The organism is Arthrobacter sulfonylureivorans (assembly GCF_022637435.1).
GTDB classification, from domain to species: domain Bacteria; phylum Actinomycetota; class Actinomycetes; order Actinomycetales; family Micrococcaceae; genus Crystallibacter; species Crystallibacter sulfonylureivorans.
Genome location: NZ_CP093326.1, coordinates 795174 through 814509, shown reverse-complemented (window position 1 = coordinate 814509; position 19336 = coordinate 795174). Strand labels below are relative to the sequence as shown.

Below are 19336 nucleotides of genomic sequence, written 5' to 3'. Positions count from 1 at the left end.
CGTTTTCCGCCCGGTCCTTCCGGTCTGCTGAAACTCCGACCGGCTACAACCGCGCCTTGGCGGCAAGGTTGCCGCGCGGATCGGATCCGGCGGTCGCCGCCGCGAAGGCGTTGACCGCGTCTTCTGCCTCCTTGCCAAGGTTCTGCGGGACCACCACGTCGATGGTTACCAGCAGGTCACCGGTGTTCTTCGCGGTCTTCACCCCGCGTCCCTTCACGCGCAGCGTCCGACCGGACGGCGTTCCGGCCGGCACCTTGACCTTGACGAGTTCACCGGCCAGTGTAGGCACTTCGATCTGCGCCCCCAGCGCGGCCTCCGGGAAGGTCACCGGGACGTGGATGCGGATGTTGTCGCCGTCACGCTGGAAAAAGGTATGTGGCTTGACGTTGACGGTCACCATCAGGTCGCCTGCACCGGCCGGACCCGGCTGGCCCTTGCCGCGGACGCGGACCTTCTGCCCGTCCTTAATGCCGGCGGGGATCCGCACATCGATGACCTCGCCGCTGGGCTCGCGCAATCCGATGGTGGTGCCGTTGATGGAACCGGCAAAGGAAATGCTGGTGCTCGCGGTGCGGTCCGCACCCTTGCGCGGCGCCTGCTGCTGGTAGCCGCCGAATCCGCCGAACAGGTCGGCGAACTCCGGCGGAACGTTTCCCGAGGAACTGGTGCGGGTGCGGGCACCCTGGCCGAACAGGTTGCCGAAAATGTCCTCGAAGCCGCCGGCCCCCGGCCCACCGGCGCCCCCCGGGCCTCCGGCGCTGAAGCGGGCGCCGCTGCCCATCGCCCGGATCGCGTCGTATTGCTCGCGTTCCTGCGGGTCGGACAGGACCGAGTACGCCTCGGAGACGTCCTTGAACTTCTTCTCCGACGCGGCGTCGCCCGAGTTGGTGTCCGGATGGTGCGTCCGGGCGAGTTTGCGGTACGCCTTCTTGATGTCGGCGTCGGACGCATCTTTGGAGACACCGAGGATCTTGTAGAAGTCTTTCTCGACCCAGTCCTGGCTAGCCATGCAGGCGCCTCCTTTCAGTTTCACAAAGTCTATGGGCCTTCCGGCCCGGACGATGACGGGTTGGCCTCCGGCGGACCGGAAACCAACCCGTCATCTGTTCCGTCATGGCACCCTGGCGGGCGTCATTCAGCCGGTACAGCCACCACTACCTGGGCGGCGCGCAGCACGCGGTCGCCCGACTTGTAGCCCAGGCGCAGGATCTGGCTGACCGAGTCCACTTCCACCTCTGCATCGGGCTGCTGCATCAAGGCCTCGTGGATGTTCGGGTCGAACTCCACGCCGGTCTCCTCGATACGGGTCAGGCCGTAGGTCGCCAGCACGCTGTCCAGCTTGGTGGCAATGGCAGCGAACGGACCGTCGGCCAAGTCGCCGTGCTGGCGTGCCGCGTCGATGTCGTCGAGGACCGGAAGCAGCGAGTTCATAACACCGATGACAGCCATTTCGCCGGCCACCGCACGGTCGCGTTCGACCCGCTTGCGGTAGTTCACGTACTCGGCTTGCAGTCGGAGCAGGTCGTTCTTGAGCTCCTCTGCTTCCTGCGACGTGGTGCCCTGGGCAACGGACTCCCCCGCCGGGACCTCGGCCCCGTTGAGGATCTCCTCAGCCTGGGCCAGCGCGTCCGCGTCCGCACCCTGACCGGCGGCGGGAGTCTTTTCCGCTGCCTGGTCCGCGTTGCCGTTGCCGGCATCGGCGGCAGCTCCGCGGACCTTTCCGGTCTCCGGATCGATCTTGCGGTTGTCGCGGAAGTTCACCGGCTCTGACTGGCGTTCTTCTTCGTTACCGTTTTCCGCCATGGTTACTTCTTCTCGTCTTCTTCGTCGACCACTTCGGCGTCGACGATGTCCTCGTCGGCGCCGGCCTCGGAGGCACCCTCACCGGCGGGAGCGCCGTCGGCACCGGCTGCGCCGGACTGGGCCTGCGAGTAGATGGCCTCGCCGAGCTTGGTCTGGGATGTCTGCAGCTTCTCGAACGCGGCCTTGACCTCGTCGTCGTTGTCCTGCTTTTCCAGGGCTGACTTCAGGGCGTCGACGTCGGCCTTGACCTCGGTCTTGACCGCTTCCGGCAGCTTGTCGTCGTTGTCGGCGAGCAGTTTGTCAACGGAGTAGGCCAGCTGCTCGGCCGAGTTGCGGACATCGGCGGCCTCGCGGCGCTTCTTGTCCTCGGCGGCGTGCTCTTCAGCTTCACGGACCATGCGGTCGATGTCGTCCTTGGACAGCGCGGTGCCGCCGGTGATGGTCATCGACTGCTCGGCGCCGGTGCCCTTGTCCTTGGCGGAGACGTGCACAATGCCGTTGGCGTCGATGTCGAAGGTGACCTCGACCTGCGGCACGCCCCGCGGAGCCGGGGCGATGCCGGTGAGCTCGAAGGTGCCCAGGGGTTTGTTGTCGCGGGTGAACTCGCGCTCGCCCTGGAAGACCTGGATGGCCACGGACGGCTGGTTGTCGTCAGCGGTCGTGAAGGTCTCGGACCGCTTGGTCGGGATCGCCGTGTTGCGCTCGATCAGGTGCGTCATGATGCCGCCCTTGGTCTCGATGCCCAGCGACAGCGGGGTGACGTCGATCAGCAGCACGTCCTTGCGCTCGCCCTTCAGGACGCCGGCCTGCAGGGCTGCGCCCACGGCCACGACCTCGTCCGGGTTCACGCCCTTGTTCGGCTCCTTGCCGCCGGCCATTTCCTTGACCAGGTCAACGACTGCCGGCATGCGGGTGGAGCCGCCCACCAGGACGATGTGGTCGATGTCGGAGACCTTGATGCCGGCTTCCTTGATCACGTCGTGGAACGGCTTCTTGGTCCGGTCCAGCAGGTCCTTGGTGAGGTCCTGGAACTTCGCACGGCTGAGGTGCTCGTCCAGGTGCACCGGACCATCCGGGGTGACCGAGAGGTACTGCAGCGAGATGTTGGTGGAGGAGGCGGAGGAGAGTTCCTTCTTGGCCTGCTCGGCTGCTTCCTTCAGGCGCTGCAGGGCGATCTTGTCCTTGGACAGGTCGGCGCCCTTGGCCTTGGCCTGCTGCAGCAGGAAGTCCACCACGCGCTGGTCCCAGTCGTCGCCGCCGAGGCGGTTGTCGCCCGACGTGGCGCGGACCTGGATGGTGGAGAAGTCGTCCTCGTCCTTGCCGACTTCCAGCAGGGACACGTCGAAGGTGCCGCCGCCGAGGTCGAAGACCAGGATGAGTTCGTCTTCCTTGCCCTTGTCCAGGCCGTAGGCCAGCGCGGCAGCGGTCGGCTCGTTGACAATGCGCAGGACGTTCAGGCCGGCAATTTCGCCGGCTTCCTTGGTGGACTGGCGCTCGGCGTCATTGAAGTACGCCGGCACGGTGATCACCGCGTCGGTGACCTTCTCACCCAGGTAGGACTCGGCGTCGTGCTTGAGCTTCTGCAGCACACGGGCAGAGATTTCCTGTGCGGTGTAGTTCTTGCCGTCGATCTCGACCTTCCAGTCGGTGCCCATGTGGCGCTTGACCGAGGCAATGGTGCGCTCGATGTTGTTCACGGCCTGGCGCTTGGCGATCTCGCCGACCAACACCTCGCCGGACTTGGAAAAAGCGACAACGGACGGAGTGGTGCGGCCACCCTCGGCGTTGGCAATGACGGTGGGTTCGCCACCTTCCAGAACAGAAACAACGGAGTTGGTGGTTCCGAGGTCGATACCTACTGCACGAGACATACGCGTGTCCTTCCTTTGCGGCCGCAGCTACGGCCTTGTTCACTGTGGCGGCCCGGCCGTCGGGGCTAAACCGACGGCTGCCGCCAGGGAACGGCGGCTGTTGAGCCTTCTGCACTCAAGTTTACTCAGGCCCTCGGCTTTGTCAACCAAGTTGAGCGTACTCCACTCAACTTTAGAGGGTGGCCGTGAGACGACGACGGCGGGGGCGCTGGTGGTTACCCCCGCCCCCGCCGTTCGTCAGCGGCCCGCGGCCGCCCCGGTCTCAGTCCGCGGTGTGCCCACTGCCCGCTGCCACCAGTTCGCGCTCCCGCGACTCTTTCCGGGCGAGCTTGGACGGCCACCAGATGTTCGGCCCGATGTCGTACGACAGCGCCGGGATCAGCAGCGAGCGCACCAGCACCGTGTCCAGCAGGACGCCGAAGGCCACGATGAACGCGAGCTGGCCCAGGAACAGAATCGGGATGACGCCGAGGGCGGCAAAGGTAGCAGCCAGCACCACGCCGGCCGAGGTAATGACGCCACCAGTGGAGCCCAGCCCGCGCAGAATGCCGGGCCGGGTTCCCAGCCGCAGCGATTCCTCGCGCACGCGGGTCATCAGGAAGATGTTGTAGTCGATCCCCAGCGCTACCAGGAAGACGAAGCCGTACAGCGGCACCGTGGCATCCGCCCCCGGGAACCCGAAGACATGGTTGAAGACCAGCGCGGAGACGCCCAACGCGGTCAGGTAGGACAGCGCCACGGACAGGATCAACAGCACCGGCGCCAGGATGGAGCGCAGCAGCAAGATCAGGATGAGCAGGATGACGCCGAGCACCATCGGCGTGATCTTCAGCAGGTCGGCCTGCGCCGTGACGTTCGTGTCCAGCGCAACCGCCGTGACGCCGCCAACCAAGGCCTGCGGATCGGCCGCGTCCAGTGCGGTGCGCAGGTCGGCAACGGTGGCCTCGGCCGCGTCTGAGTCCGGCACATCCTGCAGCGTCGCATTAATCATCACCCGGCCGTCGAGCTCCACCACCTGGTCGTCACGGGTGAAGAACTCGGCGGAGGCGACCCCGTCCTCGCTGCGGACCACCTCCAGCACCTGGTCCCGCTTGCCGCTGTCGGCGACGACGACGGCCGGGCTGCCGGCGCCGGCGTCGAAATGGCGAACCAAGGCGTCCTGCCCGTCCGCCGAATCCGTCTTCACCAGGACCAGCTCCGACTGCGGGACACCGTGGGCCTGCAGCTGCAGCACACCCATCGCCCCGGCGACCAGCAGCAGTACCGAAACCATCCAGGTGGCCCGGGGCATCCGTGCCACCAGATTGGCAACGCGGAGCCACAACCCGCGCATACCCTCGGTTCCGGCCACCGCGTTTTCGGGTGGGGCGACGTGGGCGTGGTGCCCCGGGCGGGGCACGATGGGCCAAAAGGCGCTGCGTCCGGTCAACAGCAGGACCGCGGGCAGGAACGTCAGCGCTGCCAGCACCGCGAACACAATGCCAATGGCGGCGATGGGACCCAGGCTGCGGTTGGAGTTCAGGTCGGAGAACAGCAGGCACAGCAGCGCCAGGATCACGGTGGCTCCGGAAGCTGCAATCGGTTCGACCGCACCCCGGTAGGCGGTCTTCATCGCCGCCCACTTCGACTCCTGCTCCCCCAGCGCCTCGCGATATCGGGCCGTCAGCAGCAAGGCGTAGTCGGTGGCGGCGCCGATCACCAGGATGGAGAGGATGCCTTGGCTCTGGCCGCTGAGCTGGATCCAGCCCTGCAGGGCAAACCAGTACACCACCAGGATGGCCGCACAGAGCGCGAACACGGAGGTCAGCAGTACCAGGAAGGGCAGCAGGAGCGCGCGGTAGACCAGCAACAGGATCACGAACACGGCACCCAGCGCCACGCCCAGCAGCAATCCGTCAATGCCGCCGAAGGCCTCCACCAGATCGGCGATGAACCCGGCCGGGCCGGTCACATAGCCGGTGGCGGATTCCGGAAGCTCGGCCGCCAGGACCGCGCGCAGGTCGGTGACCACCTCGCCGGCATCCAGGTCTTCCGGCACCGGCACGATGAACTGCACCGCTTGGAAGTCTTCGGACGGGATCGGCCCCACCACTTGATTCGCACCGCCGCGCTCCAGGCCGGCCGCGTCCGCCAGCCGTTCGGCCAGCGGGGCGTAGTCCGCCAGTTGCTGCGGCTGGATCGGCTCGTCGAATTCGACGACGGCGATGGCCGGCACCGCATCGGAGTCGCGGAAGCGCTCCTGCCATTCGCCTGCGGTGGTTGACTCGGCGCTGGCCGGCAGGAAACCGGCCTGATCGTTGGTGGAGACGTCGGAGAGCTTGCCGAAAGTCGGCCCACCGAGGCCGGCGGCAGCCAACCAGGCTGCCACCACCAAGGCGGGGAGGAGCATTCTGAGCCATCGGGCCATGGCGATCGATCCTTCGGAATCTAGGCAGCGGAAAACAAGCTCCACTATAGATTAGTTCCACGTTAGAGATAAACCCCCAGTGAACTATCCTGTTGTTGGGTTGATGGAAGGGAGGGCCACGTGGAACAACGCACGGACCGGCTGATGCTGCTCTTGCAGCAGTTCGTCGTTGAGAGCGAGCGCTACGTTGAAGCGGTCAGCGAACGGGACGCCCTGCACCGCACCGACCTCAACGCCCTCGCGGCGATGGTCCGGGCCGCCGCGGCCGGCCGCACCGTTACTCCCGGCCTGCTGCGGACCGAACTCCACCTCAGCTCTCCTGCGACCACCGCATTGGTCGACCGGCTGGACCGCTCCGGGCACGTTAATCGCACGCGCAGCGATACGGACCGCCGCAAGGTGCATCTGGAGCTGACGGACAAGGCCCGCGCCACCGGCGGCGCGATGTTCGCCCCGTTGGCTCGCAACATCGGCCAGGTGCTGGACGGCTACCCGGCGGAGGACCGCCAGCGGCTAGCCGGCTTCCTGGCCGACATCATCACCGCCACGTCGGCCGCCTGCGTGGAGGTCACCGGCCGCGACGGGGACCCGGGCGGCGACGGGCACCCAGACGGCGAAGCTGCGACGGGGACCCCCGGCGTCGACAAATAGCGCAACATTCCGGCACGGCAGCTACGTGCCGGCAGGGGCGCAGAGTAGTCTCCCACTATGAAGGACGAGGTCTACTCCCACGGCCACCACAAGAGCGTGGTCAACGCCCATGCGATCCGCACCGCAGAGGACTGCGCAGCCTATCTTCTTCCCGAGCTCAAGCCCGGCATGATGTTGCTGGACGTGGGCTGCGGCCCCGGCAGCATTACGGTTGATTTGGCCGAGCGGGTGGCTCCCGGACAGGTCATCGGCCTGGACCGGTCCGACGATGTGCTGACCCAGGCGGCCGAACTCGCGGCGCTGCGCGGCATCGAGAACGCCACGTTCGTCAGCGGCAACATCTACGACCTCGAGTTCGACGACGACACCTTCGACGTGGTCCACGCCCACCAGGTCCTGCAGCATCTGACCGATCCGGTGGCCGCACTGTACGAGATGCGGCGGGTGCTCAAGCCCGGCGGCATCGTGGCCGTGCGCGACGCCGACTTCCACGGCATGAGCTGGTACCCGGAACTGCCCGAACTCACCGACTGGATGGATACCTATCAGCAGATCGCCCGGGGCAACCGGGCGGAACCGGACGCCGGCCGGCACCTGATTTCCTGGGCGCAGGCGGCAGGCTTCCGCGAGATCACGCCGTCGTCGTCCAATTGGCTGTACGCCACCGAAGAACAGCGCCGCTGGCAGGGCGATGTGTGGTCCGAGCGCGTCCTGCACTCGGCCTACGCGGAACAGTCGCTGGAACGCGGGCTGCTGGACCAGGCCGGGCTGGACCGGATTGCGCAGGGCTGGCTGGCCTGGGCAGACGCCCCGGACGCCTGGTTCCTGATTCCCAACGGCGAGATCCTGGCCCGCAAGCCCTGACCCGACGGCAGACAGGACCTCAGCGGACATGCGCGGACAGTATGACGTAGTGGTCATCGGCGGCGGCCACAACGGTTTGGTCGCCGCCGCCTATCTGGCGCGCGCAGGGCAGAGCGTGCTGGTGCTGGAGCGCGAAGACAGGCTCGGCGGGGCCGCCGTCTCCGCGGAGGTCTTCCCCGGCACCGGGGCCCGCATTTCCAGGTATTCGTATCTGGTCAGCCTGCTGCCCCGGCGAATCATCGAGGACCTGGAGTTGGACCTGCGGCTGCTGCGCCGGCGCTACTCGTCCTACACGCCGTTGCCCGGCACGTCCACCGGGCTGCTGGTGGACAATCAGGACCCGGATGCGACCCGCGCCTCCTTCGGCGCCGTGGACGCCGGTGCAGACTTCGGCACGTTCACCGAGTTCTACCGGCGCACCGGCCGGCTGGCCCAGGCAGTGTGGCCAACGGTCACCGGTCCGCTCCCCCGCCGCTCCGAACTGCGCCGCCGGTTGGGCGATGACGAGTCCTGGAACGACTTCATTGAGACGCCGATCGGCGACGTCCTGGAACGCAGTTTCGCCTCGGATCTGGTCCGCGGCGTGGTCCTCACCGACGCGCTGATCAGCACGTTTGCCAGCGCCCACGACGACGACCTGCAGCAGAACAAATGCTTCCTCTACCACGTGATCGGCGGCGGCACCGGCGACTGGGACGTACCCGAGGGCGGCATGGGGGCGGTCACCGCCGCGCTGGAAACGGCCGCTCGCCACGCAGGTGCCCAACTGCGCACCTCGGCGGAGGCCACCTCGGTGACTCCGGACGGAGAGGTGCGGTACGACGACGGCGGCGGGACCGACGTCGTCGTCTCCGCGAAGCGGGTACTCGCCAACGTCTCGCCCGCGGTCCTCAACGGACTGCTGGCCGCCGGCGGCGCGGAACCGGCCACGCGGCCTGGTCCCCCGTCCGAGGGAGCGCAGGCCAAAGTGAACCTGTTGTTGTCCCGGTTGCCGAAGCTGCGGGACAGCGCCGTGGCGCCGGACGCGGCCTTCGGCGGCACCTTCCATATCAACGAGCTGTACTCACAGCTGGAGCGGGCCTACGCGGAAGGCGCCGCAGGCCGGATCCCGGATCCGCTGCCCGCGGAAATCTACTGCCATTCGCTCACCGACCCGTCCATCCTCTCACCCGAACTGCAGGCAGCCGGTGCCCAGACCCTCACCGTGTTCACGCTGCAAACCCCGCACCGGCTGCTCACCGAGGAGAACAACGACGCGACCCGCGCCCGGCTGCAACAGGCCGTGCTGGACTCGCTCAACTCGGTGCTCGCCGAGCCGATCGAAGACTGCATCCTGCTCGACACCCGCGGAGAGCCGTGCATTGAAACCAAAACCACGCTCGATCTTGAACACGCTCTGAACCTGACCGGCGGGAGCATTTTCCACGGCCCGCTCGACTGGCCGTTCGCCGAAGACGACGAGCCACTCGACACCCCGGCGCAGCGCTGGGGCGTGGCCACGGCCCATGAACGGATCCTGCTCTGTGGGGCCGGCGCGCGCCGCGGCGGCGGCGTCAGCGGCCTCGGCGGCCACAACGCGGCCATGGCTGTGTTGGAAGAGGGCACCCCGAAAACGGGCGCGTAACCTCGTCGAGCGCCTGAGCGGGTTGCGCTGGGCTGCACCGTAGGATCATCTGGTGCAATTCTCGTTATGGCTGGCGCTGCTCGGCGCCACGGTAGTGATTAGCTTCACCCCGGGTGCCGGAGCCATCAACACCATGAGCAACTCGCTCAATGCCGGCTTCGGCCGGTCCATCTGGGGCATCTTGGGCCAGCAGGCCGCCTTGGTGATCCATGTGGCGATTGTGGCGCTGGGCCTCGGCCTGCTCGTCTCCAACTCCCCGGTCCTGTTCGCCGCGATCAAATATGCCGGTGCCGCCTACCTGATTTATCTTGGCCTGCGCCAGTTCCTTGCCAAGCCGACAGGCAACGCGGAGGTCGAAGCGGCGCGCCGCGACGAGCCGGCCTTCTCCATGTTCCGGCGCGGCATGTGGGTCAACCTACTCAACCCGAAGGCCATCGTCTTCTTCCTGGCGTTCATGCCGGGCTTCATCCGGCTGGACCAGCCGCAGCTGACGCAGTACCTGGTCCTGATCGCCACGGTGCTGGCCGTGGACATCCTGGTCATGTGGTTTTTCTTCGCCGCGGCGGCCAGGTCTTTCCAGCGGTTCACCCGGACGGTGCGCGGGCTGACAATGATGAACCGGGCCTTCGGTGTACTTTTCATCGCGGTTGGCCTGATGCTGGCTTTCCTGTAGCCGCCTTCTCATAGACTCGAGTCATGTACCGCATCATCGCTGTCTGCACCGGAAACATCTGCCGCTCCCCCATGGCCGAGCGGATGCTGGCCCGCGCGCTCCAGGAAGCAGGACTGGGCGGCGAGGTCAGCGTGGACTCCGCCGGCACCACCGGCTGGGAGCTGGGGCGGCCGATCGACCAGCGGGCCGGCCAGCGCCTGGAGCAGTCCGGCCTCAGCGCGCTGGACCACCGGGCCCGCAAGTTCGAGGCGTCCTGGTACGACGAGCGCGACCTGATCCTGGCCCTGGACGTGGACCACTACGACCAACTGCGGAACGGTGCACCGCACGACGCCGCCCGGGACAAGGTCAGGCTCTGGCGCTCCTTCGACCCCGCCGTCAGCCATCTTGGTCCGGCGGATCAGGGGATCTACGATCCGTGGTTCGGCGAGGCCTCCGATTTCGACGCCAGCTGGCAGATGATCGACGCCGCACTGAAGGGAATCATCGAGTTCGTGCGCAAGGAACTCGATGCCCGCTAAGCCGGTCCTGATCGCCGTCGACGGACGCTCCGGATCCGGCAAGACCACACTGGCGGTGGAGCTGGCGGCGCTGCTGCGGGTGCACCGCACGGTCTCGCTGTTCCACCTGGAGGACATCTATCCGGGCTGGCACGGCTTGGCCGGCGGACAGCGGCGCTATCTGGAGAGCGTGCTGCGTCCGTTGGCGGCCGGGGAGGCCGCGCACTGGACCGCCTGGGACTGGAACAAGGACGACGACGGTGCCTCCCGTAGCACGGAACCCGCCGACGTGGTGGTCCTCGAGGGCGTCGGGGCTGCGCACGCCGCCGCCCGCGGCCTGCTCGACGCCGTGGTGTGGCTGCAGGCACCGTCCGAGGCCCGGCGGACCAGGGCCTTGTCCCGCGACGGTGCTACCTATGAGCCGTTCTGGGACATCTGGGCAGACCAGGAGGAGGCCTGGCTGGCCGGCGACGACGCGGCCGCCGCCGCGGACGTCGTGGTCGAATCCGGTCCCGCCGGCGCCGCCCCCGAGCAGGTCCTCGCAGCACTGGCCTCGCTGCCGGTGCTCGAACACGCCCTGGCCCCGGAGCGGGCGACCCGCGAGGGCATCCGGCTGGTGGCCGAACGCGTGGATGCCTATCCGGACGCCGAGGCGGTCTACCGCCGCTTGTATGCCGGCGCGGTCCGCAGCGTCTGGCTGGACAGTTCCAACGTCCACGAAGCCGCCGACCGGAACCGGATCAGCATCATGGCCGACGACGGCGGCAGCTTCGGCCAGTGGGCTGAGCACCGGAACGGCACCACGCTGGTGAGCCAGCACAACACCACCGCTCGGATCGGCGGCGGGTTCTTCCGCTGGCTGGACAGCGCCTGGGGACACCGCCCCGCCACCGCCGCCGAGGAGGTGCCCGGCGGCTTCGCCCTGGGCTGGCTGGGCTACCTGGGCTACGAGCTCAAGCGTGAGACCGGCGGCAAGGACACCTCCGCCCCTGTGCAGGACGGGGCGTCGGACAGCCTGCAGGACAACGCCCTCGGCAACGCGCCGGATGCCGCGCTGCTGTTCGCCGGCCGCGCCGTCCTGCTGGACCATGTCCGGCGGTGCACGTGGCTGCTGGCCCTGGCCGGACCGTCCCGCACGGACGAAGCCGCTGAGTGGATCGCCGGCACGGCAGCAGTCATCGGCACCCTGCCACCTGCTTCCGGCCCGTCGCCGGAACCGGCACGGCGGCCTGCCGCTCTGGTTTTCCAACCGCGCGACTCACGCGGGGCCTACTTGGCCAAGATCCGCGAAGCACAGGCGGAAATCAGCGAGGGCAACACCTACGAGGTGTGCCTGACCACCCAGCTGCACGCCACCACGACGGAACCGCTGGATCCGCTGGACACCTACCTGGCCCTCCGCCGTCGCAATCCCGCGCCTTTTGCCAGCCTCTTGCGGTTCGGGACGCTGACCGTGGCGAGCACGTCGCCCGAGCGCTTCCTCAGCATTGCGGCCGACGGCGGTTTGCGGGCCGAACCGATCAAAGGCACCCGGCGGCGCCTGGCGGATCCCGACGCCGATGCGGCAGTGGTCCGGGAGCTCGCCGGCAGCATCAAAGACCGGGCCGAAAACATCATGATCGTTGATTTGCTGCGGAACGACCTGAGCCACTTTGCCATACCGGGTTCGCTGCAGGTCAGCCGGCTGTGCGCCATCGAGTCCTACGCCACCGTGCACCAGATGGTCTCCACCATCGACGCACAACTGCTGCCCGGGGCTGTCCGGGCCGAGGCCGTGGCGGCGGCTTTTCCCGCCGGCTCGATGACCGGCGCACCGAAGATCAGCACCATGGACATCCTGGACCGGCTGGAGACCGGACCGCGCGGCGTCTACTCCGGCGCCGTGGGCTACTTTTCGCTGGACGGGGCCGCGGACCTGTCCGTGGTGATCCGGACGCTGGTGATGGACGGCAGCCGGCTCAGCCTGGGAGTCGGCGGTGCGATCACCGCAGACTCCGTGCCCGACGACGAGTGGGACGAAGTGCGGGCCAAAGCCTTCGGAGTGCTCTCGGCACTGGGGGCGGTGTTCCCGGACTAGCGCACCCGGCTACTGCAGGGTGGCGGTCAGCCGGGCCACGTTATCTACGTAGCGCTGCCAGCGCGGCCGCTGCCGCCATTCCTGAAGCGTGAGTTCCTTGGAGATCACCCGATAGCTGTCCTGGATATCGGACAGCTCCTCCACGATGTGGTCGCCGAGCATCATCACGGAGACCTCCAGGTTCAGCGAGAAGGACCGCATGTCCATGTTGCTGGAGCCGATGACGGCAACTTCGTTGTCCACCGTGAAGTGCTTGGCATGCAGCACCAGCGGCCTCGGGTAGCGGTAGATCCGTACGCCGGCCTCCAAAAGAGCCTGGTAGTAGGACTGTTGGGCATGGTGGACCAGCGCCTGGTCGCCGACCTCGGACACGAAGAGCTCCACCTTCACCCCGCGCTGCGCCGCCGTCGTAATGGCATAGAGCAGCGAATCATCGGGCACGAAGTATGGGCTGCAGATGGACAGTCGCTCGACGGCCGCATAGATCAGCGTGTTGAACAGGCGCAGGTTGTTTTCGGTGACGAAGCCGGGGCCGCTGGGCAAGGCCTGGCACGTCATCGGCCCGGGCTCGCGGGACGGAACCGGAGTGAACAGTTGGGTTTCGAGGATGTCGTCGGTTTCGCTCAACCAGTCGGTGGCGAAGACGACGTTGAGCGCGGTGACGATGGGACCTTCGTAGCGTGCCATCAGCTCCACCCACTTGCGGCCGATCTTTTCGCTGGAGGTGCGCCGGTAGCCGGGTTCGATCAGGTTCTGCGATCCGGTGAAGGCCACGCGCCCGTCCACAACCAGGATCTTGCGGTGGTTACGCAGATCGATCCGGCGCCATTGGCCGCGGACCGGCAGCACCGGCAGCGAACGGCGCCAGTCGATCTGGGTGGTCTCCAGCCAGCGGCGGAACTTGCGGTAGCCGGTCACCCGGAGGGCTCCGATGTGATCGAACAACAGGCGCACGCGGACGCCCCGGGCGGCGGCTTCTTCCAGCGCGGCGAAGAGTTCGCCCGTGGTGTCGTCCCTGCTCATGATGTAGAACTCGATGTTCACGAACTCGCGGGCCTCGCGCACCGCCTCGGTCATGGCGGCAATCGAGGCGTCGTAGTCCGGGTACAGCTCCACGTGGTTGCTGTCCACCATGGGGAAGGCGCCGAGCCGGCGGTTCAGCTCGGCCGCCGAATGCACCCAGGCCGGTGCTTCCCGTTCGCTGCGGGGCTCCTCCAGATCATGGGTGGCGGCCCAGACGCGGCGGTTGATCTCCGCCTGCTTGGCGATCCGGCGTTCCGAGAGCCGGTAGCTGCCGAACATGAAGAACAGCGCAAGGCCGATCAGCGGGATGAAGAAGATGGCGAGCAGCCAGGCCATGGCGGTGTTGGGCCGCCGGTTGCCGGGAATCACGCCCAAGGCGATGATGCGGATCGCCATGTCTATCACGCCGAGAATGGCGACGACCCAGTCGGGGAATGTGCCCAGCCCCGCAAACGACCACAGCACGCGGCTGCTCCTCCCCTCCCGCCGTGTGCCGGCGCAATCCTCCCCAGCCTACCCGGCGGCCAGCGACAAACTAAGCTAGCCGTATGACAGTTCTGGTGTTCTTGGACCCTGCCTACGAGGCGGGGCGCATCGCAGATGCTTCACAGCCTCAGCTCATGGCCACCGATCAAGGGGCCACCCGCGGGGACGGCATTTTCGAGTCCCTGCTGGCCGTGAACGGAATACCGCGTAAGGTGCAGGCGCATCTGGACCGGCTGGCCACATCCGCCCAAACCATGGATTTGCAGCTGCCACCCGCCGACGCGTGGGAGCGTGCGATTAAGACGGCGATCGCGGAGCACCCGCCGGTCGAGGAGCTGGTGATCAAACTGTTGGTGACCCGTGGCGTGGAAGGCGCCGCCGCGCCCACTGCCTGGGTCCAGGCGTCGCTGCCGCCATCGGCCGGTCAGCGCCAGCGCACCGACGGGATCTCGGTGCTGCTGTTGGACCGCGGCTATGACAGCTCGCTGGCCGAACGCGCCCCGTGGTTGCTGATGGGCGCCAAAACGCTCTCCTACGCGGTCAACATGGCGGCCCTGCGCTACGCCCGCAAGAACGACGCCGACGACGTCATCTTCACGTCCAGCGACGGCCGCGTCCTCGAAGGACCTACCTCCACCGTGCTGATGGCCCGGGTGCGCGATGGCGTCAGGACTTTGGTCACGCCGCTGCTGGAGAGCGGAATCCTGCCGGGCACGTCCCAAGCAGTGCTGTTCAAGGCGGCCGCCTCGGCGGGATGGCAGCTGGGCTACGGGCCTTTGGAACCGGACGACCTCTATGAGGCCGATGCCGTCTGGCTGGTCTCCAGCATCCGGCTGCTGGCGCCGGTGAAGAGCATCGACGGCAAGGAAATCCCGGTGTCGCCGGAGCTCACCGAGGAACTGACCGCGCTGCTGGCCGAAGGCAGTCGGGAGTAGCTTCCGCAGGCTCCCGGCGCCGTCCGCGCCAAGCTCACACGAAGATGAAGTTCCAGGTGCCGGCGGCTACAGCGGCCGCGGCCGCCGCACCGGCGATCAGCACGCCGCCCAGCAGCACCCAGACGTCCACCGTGCTGTAGGTGGACTCACGCGCCCAAGTCCGCCGACCTGCACCAAAACCGCGCGCCTCCATGGCAACCGCCAACCGGGTGGCCCGCCGGATGGCCTGCACGATCAGCCCGAACGCCTGGCCCACGAACGCGCCGGCCTTGGCGATGGGCCGGTTCTCGGCACCGACACCACGGGCGCGGCGGGCCAGGCCCAGCGTGCGCCATTCCTCCACTAACAGCCCGACCAACCGCATGGCGGCCAGCGCCCCCAGGACGAAGCGGTGCGGCAGCTTTAGTTTCTGCGCCAGCGCGTCGGCCAAGTCGGTGGGGTCGGTGGTCAGCAGCAGGAAAATGCCCGGCAGGGCGACGGCGAGCGAACGCAGGCCGATGGCGATCCCGCCGGCCACCGAATCCTCGGTGAACACCACCGGACCCAGCTGGAACAGCACGGCTCCGGTCTTCTCCGCCAACAGCGCCGTGGCCCAGGCCCCGGTGGCCGCCGCCGCCAGCAGGGGCCAGCCGCGCTTGAAAAGCAGCCACGGGTTCACGCCCAGCACGGGCATCAGCAGCAACTCGGCCGCGAGCACTACCGACGCGCTGACCCAGTCCACGCTGAGCATGACCACCACGGTGATCACGGCGGCGGCCGCCAGTTTGGACACCGGGTTGGCGCGGCTGAACGGCGAAGCGGTGAGCCGCGGAGTCATCAGATCCACGCTCATGCTGCCCTCCTCAGCGTCTGGACCGGCTGGACTCCGCCGCCGGCCACGCGCACGGCGGCACCGCCGAGCGCTGCCGTGAAATCCGCGTCGTGCGTCACCGATACCACGCTCTTGCCGTCGGCCACCAACTCGGCCAGCAGGGTGACCAGTTCCGCCCAGGTGTTGGCGTCCTGCCCGAAGGTCGGCTCGTCCAGCATCAAGATGTCCGGGCTGGTGGCCAGCATGGTGGCCACCGAGAGCCGGCGCTTCTCGCCGCCGGACAGGGTAAAGGGATTGGCCTGCAGCAGCCGGGTCAACCGGAGCCGTTCGGCGATGGTATCCACTCGCTGCCGGACCACTGCCTCGGGCAGCTTCGCCACCCGCCGCGGGCCGAACTCCAGCTCATCGAGCACCGTGCTGGTCAGGAACTGATGTTCCGGTTCCTGGAACACGCAGCCAATCCGGGCCACCAACTGGGCGGACTTCCATTTCACCGGGGACTGCGCCGCGCCACGGTGCAGCGCCGGGGTGGCGGTCAGCTCCCCCCGGCTGGGCGCCAGCAGGCCGCCCAGCGTGAGTGCCAGCGTCGACTTGCCGGCGCCGTTCGGGCCGGTGATGCTCAGGGCCTGTCCGCTGAGCAGGTCCACGTCCACGCCGCGGAGCACCGGCCCGGTCTTCCGGCTCCGGGCCACGTCCAACCCCACCGCCTGCAGCAACGGTCCGCCGGGTGCCGGAGCGGCGGGCAGCTTCAGCCGGGGAGTGTGTCCGGGGACCCAGACGCCGGCCTCCGCCAACCGGGCGCGGGTGGCGCGTTCGGCCAGCACTTTGGCCGGCGGGCCGTCTGCCAGCATGCCGCCCCCGGCCGCCAGCACGATCACCCGGTCCACCACGTCCGCCCAGACGGCCACCCGGTGCTCCACCACCACCAAGGTGGCGCCGGTGCTGTCCAGCACCCGGGCCACGGCGTCGCGCACTTCCGGCACGCCCTCCGGATCCAGATTCGCGGTCGGCTCGTCCAGCAGCAGCAGTCCCGGCCGCATGGCCAGCACCGAGGCCAGCGCCAGCCGCTGTTTCTGGCCGCCTGACAAGGCCGCGGTGGGATGGTCCAGCGGCACGTCCAGGCCAACATCGGCCAAGGATTCGCGGACCCGGTTCCAGATCTCTGCGCGCGGCACGGACAGGTTCTCCGCCCCAAAGGCCACCTCGTCGCCCACGCGGGCCAGCACCAGCTGGCTTTCCGGGTCCTGCAGCACCAGCCCGGCCCGGCCGCGGGCATCCGAGGGACGCAGCCCGGCCACGGTAAGCCGCCCGGCTTCCTCGCCCTCCCCGTCGTCGCCCAGCACGCCGGCCATGGCGTGCAGCAGCGTGGACTTCCCGGCGCCGGAAGCGCCCAGCAACAAGACCCGTTCCCCGGGTGCAATGCTGAAGCTGGCCCCGCTGACCGCGGGGTCCTTGCGACCGGCATGGCGCCAGCCCCACCCCTCGGCTAGGACCGGCACCGGGCCGGGCACCGCCGTCGTAATCTGCAGTCCCATAACGGCTCAGACGTCTGCCGTGCGGCCCGCCGCGAAGGAGGACAATACGCCGGTCCTCGCCAGGCCCTTGACCGCCAGCCAGGGCAGCAGCCCGGCGATCACCATGCCGGATACGGCGGCGCAGACCACATAGGCCAACTGCCATTCGGGGGCCCAGAGCATGTTGTACAGGATGTTCTCGCTGATCGACAGCGCCAGGCCAGCGCCGAGGCCGGCCAGCATCGCCACCATCACGTTGAACTTCCGGTACAGGAAGAGCAGGAAGATGACTTCGGCGCCGAGGCCCTGAATCAGGCCGGACACCAGCACGCTCATGCCGAAGCTGGTGCCCAGCAGGCCGGAGACGATGGCTGCCAGCATCTCGCAGTAGATCGCGGCGCCGGGCTTGCGGATGATCAGCCCGCCCAGCACGCCGGCCATCAACCAGCCGCCGGTGTACAGGCCGGCAGCGGGCGGGAAGGCAACGGTGAGGCCCTCAACCAGCGGCCAAGCCGCCGACCAGGCCCAGAAGATGACGCCGACGGCCACGGCCACCACCGAGGCGACGACGATGTCCACCACCCGCCAGCCGTAGCGCTGCTTGCGCGCGGGAGTGGGCGTGGTCGGTGCATTCGAAACGGTGCTCATGGAATCCTCCTGGGTGCAGGAGGGGAGGGCGGCCGTGTGGCACACCCCGAGAACTCGACTCCCTTCGCCGGTACTAACCGGAGCAGGTTCGAGGGTCTGCGGTCTTTCCGCACTCTCAGCGTCCCTCCCCGTGTCCGGCGTGTGCCGGTCGGTCGGACGCTCCCCTGTCGTTATTGGTGCTGTCTAGCAGCACGCACCAGTCTACACTCGCCCGGCTTCGCGGGCCCATTCGGCCACCAGCCGTTGGAGAATGCACGACGGCGCCGGGATGGGCGGGTGCGGGCAGTAGGCTGGGAGCGGCAGAGCTGATGACAAGGGGACGCGGCGCCCCGGTAAGGAGCAGGCATGACCGTTGTATTAAAGCTCTTGGGCACCCTGGTGAGTCTTGGTGCGGGTTTAGCAGCCACCCACCTGCTGGGCTACGTGTGGAAGATGGTCACCGGCCGTGACGCACCCCAGGCCGACGATGACCTGGAGAACAGCGTTGCTTCTGCTCTGGTTTTCGCGGTGGTGTCCGGCACGGTTGGCCGGGTGATCCAAGTACTGCTCAAGCGGGCCACAGCCAAGGCAGTCCTGCACTACGAGAAGACCCCGGAAATCGTCTAAGCGGCACGTTCGAGGGGCACGCTGGCGGGGGCGTGGCTGCGGCCCCCGCTAGCGCCGCTAGTCCTTGCGTGTCCCGGTAGCGTCCTGGTCGTTTCGGACCGGACCAGCCGCAGTTGCAGCGGCGTCGGCCTCCGCAGCTTCGATTTCGGCAGCCTCGACGTCACCGGCGTCGAAGTCACCCGCGGTGACGTCACCGGCGTCGATCTCCGCTTCGGGCTCTTCTTCGGCCGCCGCTTCCACCACCGCGTCGAGGTCGTCCACGCTGAGGATTTCCCGGCGCAAATGTTTGGTCCGGTATCCGGCGCGGCCCACCATATGTGCCGAGACCGGCACGGTGAGCAGTTGGAACAGCCACGCGATGAGCAGCAACGGCACGGCCGCCCAACTGCCCAGCTGCAGCCCCAAGCCAGTCAGCAGCAGCAGCAAGCCGAAAACCTGCGGCTTCGTGGCGGCGTGCATACGGGAGAGCAGGTCCGGGAACCGCAGCAGGCCGATGCCCGCGGCCAGGGACATCAGCGCGCCGGTGATCAAGCAAACGGCGGTGACGATGTCGAGGATCAGGTCAGTGTTCACGTGGCCGCCCGTCTGTGACGAACCGGGCCACGGCAACCGAGCCGATGAAACCGACCAGGCAGATCACCACCACCAGCGTCAGATTATTCATGTGGCCACCGGCGGCCATGTCCACAATCAGTCCGGCGCAGACAACCGCCAGCAGCACGTCGATGGCCAGCAACCGGTCCAAGAGGGACGGCCCGCGGGCCAGGCGGACCAGCGCCAGCACCGCGGCCAGGGCCAGGACAGCGCTGACGATGATTTGGGCAACAGCCATGACTTCCACGT

At 67.9% G+C, this 19336-nt stretch carries 17 protein-coding genes, 1 pseudogene and 1 riboswitch; of the genes and pseudogenes, 8 read left to right on the top strand and 10 right to left on the bottom strand.

Annotation, left to right across the window (positions count from 1 at the left end):
* Positions 1-43 precede the first annotated feature (43 nt).
* From MNQ99_RS03945 to MNQ99_RS03930, 4 genes are all read right to left on the bottom strand, one after another.
* Positions 44-1009, bottom strand: coding sequence for a DnaJ C-terminal domain-containing protein (locus tag MNQ99_RS03945; RefSeq protein WP_127512952.1), 966 nt, complete (start codon positions 1007-1009; stop codon positions 44-46).
* A gap of 122 nt (positions 1010-1131) precedes the next feature.
* The gene (locus MNQ99_RS03940) at positions 1132-1803 is read right to left on the bottom strand and encodes a nucleotide exchange factor GrpE (RefSeq protein ID WP_127512953.1); all 672 of its coding nucleotides are present in this window, start codon (positions 1801-1803) and stop codon (positions 1132-1134) included.
* A gap of 2 nt (positions 1804-1805) precedes the next feature.
* Positions 1806-3674 carry a molecular chaperone DnaK gene (gene dnaK, locus MNQ99_RS03935; RefSeq protein WP_241914525.1) on the bottom strand — a complete coding sequence of 623 codons (1869 nt, stop codon included), beginning with the start codon at positions 3672-3674 and terminating at the stop codon, positions 1806-1808.
* A gap of 262 nt (positions 3675-3936) precedes the next feature.
* The gene (locus MNQ99_RS03930; protein ID WP_241914524.1) at positions 3937-6081 is read right to left on the bottom strand and encodes an MMPL family transporter; all 2145 of its coding nucleotides are present in this window, start codon (positions 6079-6081) and stop codon (positions 3937-3939) included.
* Positions 6082-6201: 120 nt separating this feature from the next.
* On the opposite strand from MNQ99_RS03930, the gene MNQ99_RS03925 reads away from it, so the two are divergent.
* The 6 genes from MNQ99_RS03925 to pabB are packed head-to-tail and all read left to right on the top strand — an operon-like array spanning position 6202 to position 12470.
* The gene (locus MNQ99_RS03925; protein ID WP_241914523.1) at positions 6202-6732 is read left to right on the top strand and encodes a MarR family winged helix-turn-helix transcriptional regulator; all 531 of its coding nucleotides are present in this window, start codon (positions 6202-6204) and stop codon (positions 6730-6732) included.
* 57 nt (positions 6733-6789) lie between these two features.
* Positions 6790-7596: a class I SAM-dependent methyltransferase gene (locus tag MNQ99_RS03920; protein WP_241914522.1), complete on the top strand. Its 807-nt coding sequence runs from the start codon at positions 6790-6792 to the stop codon at positions 7594-7596.
* Positions 7597-7624: 28 nt separating this feature from the next.
* Positions 7625-9220, top strand: a complete 1596-nt coding sequence (locus MNQ99_RS03915) for a phytoene desaturase family protein (protein WP_241914521.1) — start codon at positions 7625-7627, stop codon at positions 9218-9220.
* 52 nt (positions 9221-9272) lie between these two features.
* The gene (locus MNQ99_RS03910; protein WP_127512958.1) at positions 9273-9893 is read left to right on the top strand and encodes a LysE family transporter; all 621 of its coding nucleotides are present in this window, start codon (positions 9273-9275) and stop codon (positions 9891-9893) included.
* Positions 9894-9916: 23 nt separating this feature from the next.
* The gene (locus tag MNQ99_RS03905; protein ID WP_241914520.1) at positions 9917-10414 is read left to right on the top strand and encodes a low molecular weight protein-tyrosine-phosphatase; all 498 of its coding nucleotides are present in this window, start codon (positions 9917-9919) and stop codon (positions 10412-10414) included.
* Positions 10404-12470 (top strand): aminodeoxychorismate synthase component I, encoded by a 2067-nt coding sequence (pabB, locus tag MNQ99_RS03900; RefSeq protein WP_241914519.1) that lies wholly within the window; start codon positions 10404-10406, stop codon positions 12468-12470. The genes MNQ99_RS03905 and pabB overlap by 11 nt, the downstream gene beginning before the upstream one ends.
* A 9-nt stretch (positions 12471-12479) precedes the next feature.
* Here pabB and cls read toward each other — a convergent pair whose 3' ends face one another.
* Positions 12480-13958 (bottom strand): cardiolipin synthase, encoded by a 1479-nt coding sequence (gene cls, locus MNQ99_RS03895; protein WP_241914518.1) that lies wholly within the window; start codon positions 13956-13958, stop codon positions 12480-12482.
* An 83-nt stretch (positions 13959-14041) separates the two neighbouring features.
* Between cls and MNQ99_RS03890 the strand changes: the two genes are divergently transcribed.
* Complete coding sequence (locus MNQ99_RS03890) at positions 14042-14914, top strand: aminodeoxychorismate lyase (RefSeq protein ID WP_127512961.1); 873 nt, start codon at positions 14042-14044, stop codon at positions 14912-14914.
* A 34-nt stretch (positions 14915-14948) separates the two neighbouring features.
* Here MNQ99_RS03890 and MNQ99_RS03885 read toward each other — a convergent pair whose 3' ends face one another.
* Genes MNQ99_RS03885 through MNQ99_RS03875 form a run of 3 tightly spaced genes read right to left on the bottom strand, consistent with a single transcriptional unit; the run spans position 14949 to position 17887 of the window.
* On the bottom strand, positions 14949-15746 hold the full coding sequence (locus tag MNQ99_RS03885) for an energy-coupling factor transporter transmembrane component T family protein (RefSeq protein ID WP_127512962.1): 798 nt from the start codon (positions 15744-15746) through the stop codon (positions 14949-14951).
* Positions 15743-17260 carry an ABC transporter ATP-binding protein gene (locus MNQ99_RS03880; protein ID WP_241914517.1) on the bottom strand — a complete coding sequence of 506 codons (1518 nt, stop codon included), beginning with the start codon at positions 17258-17260 and terminating at the stop codon, positions 15743-15745. The genes MNQ99_RS03885 and MNQ99_RS03880 overlap by 4 nt, the downstream gene beginning before the upstream one ends.
* Positions 17261-17266: 6 nt before the next feature.
* Positions 17267-17887, bottom strand: a complete 621-nt coding sequence (locus tag MNQ99_RS03875; protein WP_241914516.1) for an ECF transporter S component — start codon at positions 17885-17887, stop codon at positions 17267-17269.
* A gap of 42 nt (positions 17888-17929) precedes the next feature.
* Positions 17930-18063: riboswitch (TPP riboswitch) on the bottom strand.
* A 169-nt stretch (positions 18064-18232) separates the two neighbouring features.
* Here MNQ99_RS03875 and MNQ99_RS03870 point away from each other — a divergent pair.
* Positions 18233-18493 (top strand): DUF4235 domain-containing protein, encoded by a 261-nt coding sequence (locus MNQ99_RS03870; RefSeq protein ID WP_127512965.1) that lies wholly within the window; start codon positions 18233-18235, stop codon positions 18491-18493.
* Positions 18494-18703: 210 nt separating this feature from the next.
* Here the strand turns inward: MNQ99_RS03870 and mnhG are convergent.
* Both mnhG and MNQ99_RS03860 read right to left on the bottom strand, forming a co-directional pair.
* Positions 18704-19051: pseudogene (gene mnhG / locus MNQ99_RS03865) on the bottom strand (monovalent cation/H(+) antiporter subunit G); the annotation flags it as partial.
* A gap of 4 nt (positions 19052-19055) precedes the next feature.
* Entirely contained in the window at positions 19056-19325 is a 270-nt protein-coding gene (locus MNQ99_RS03860; protein ID WP_127512966.1) for an MrpF/PhaF family protein, read from the bottom strand.
* Positions 19326-19336: the final 11 nt, after the last annotated feature.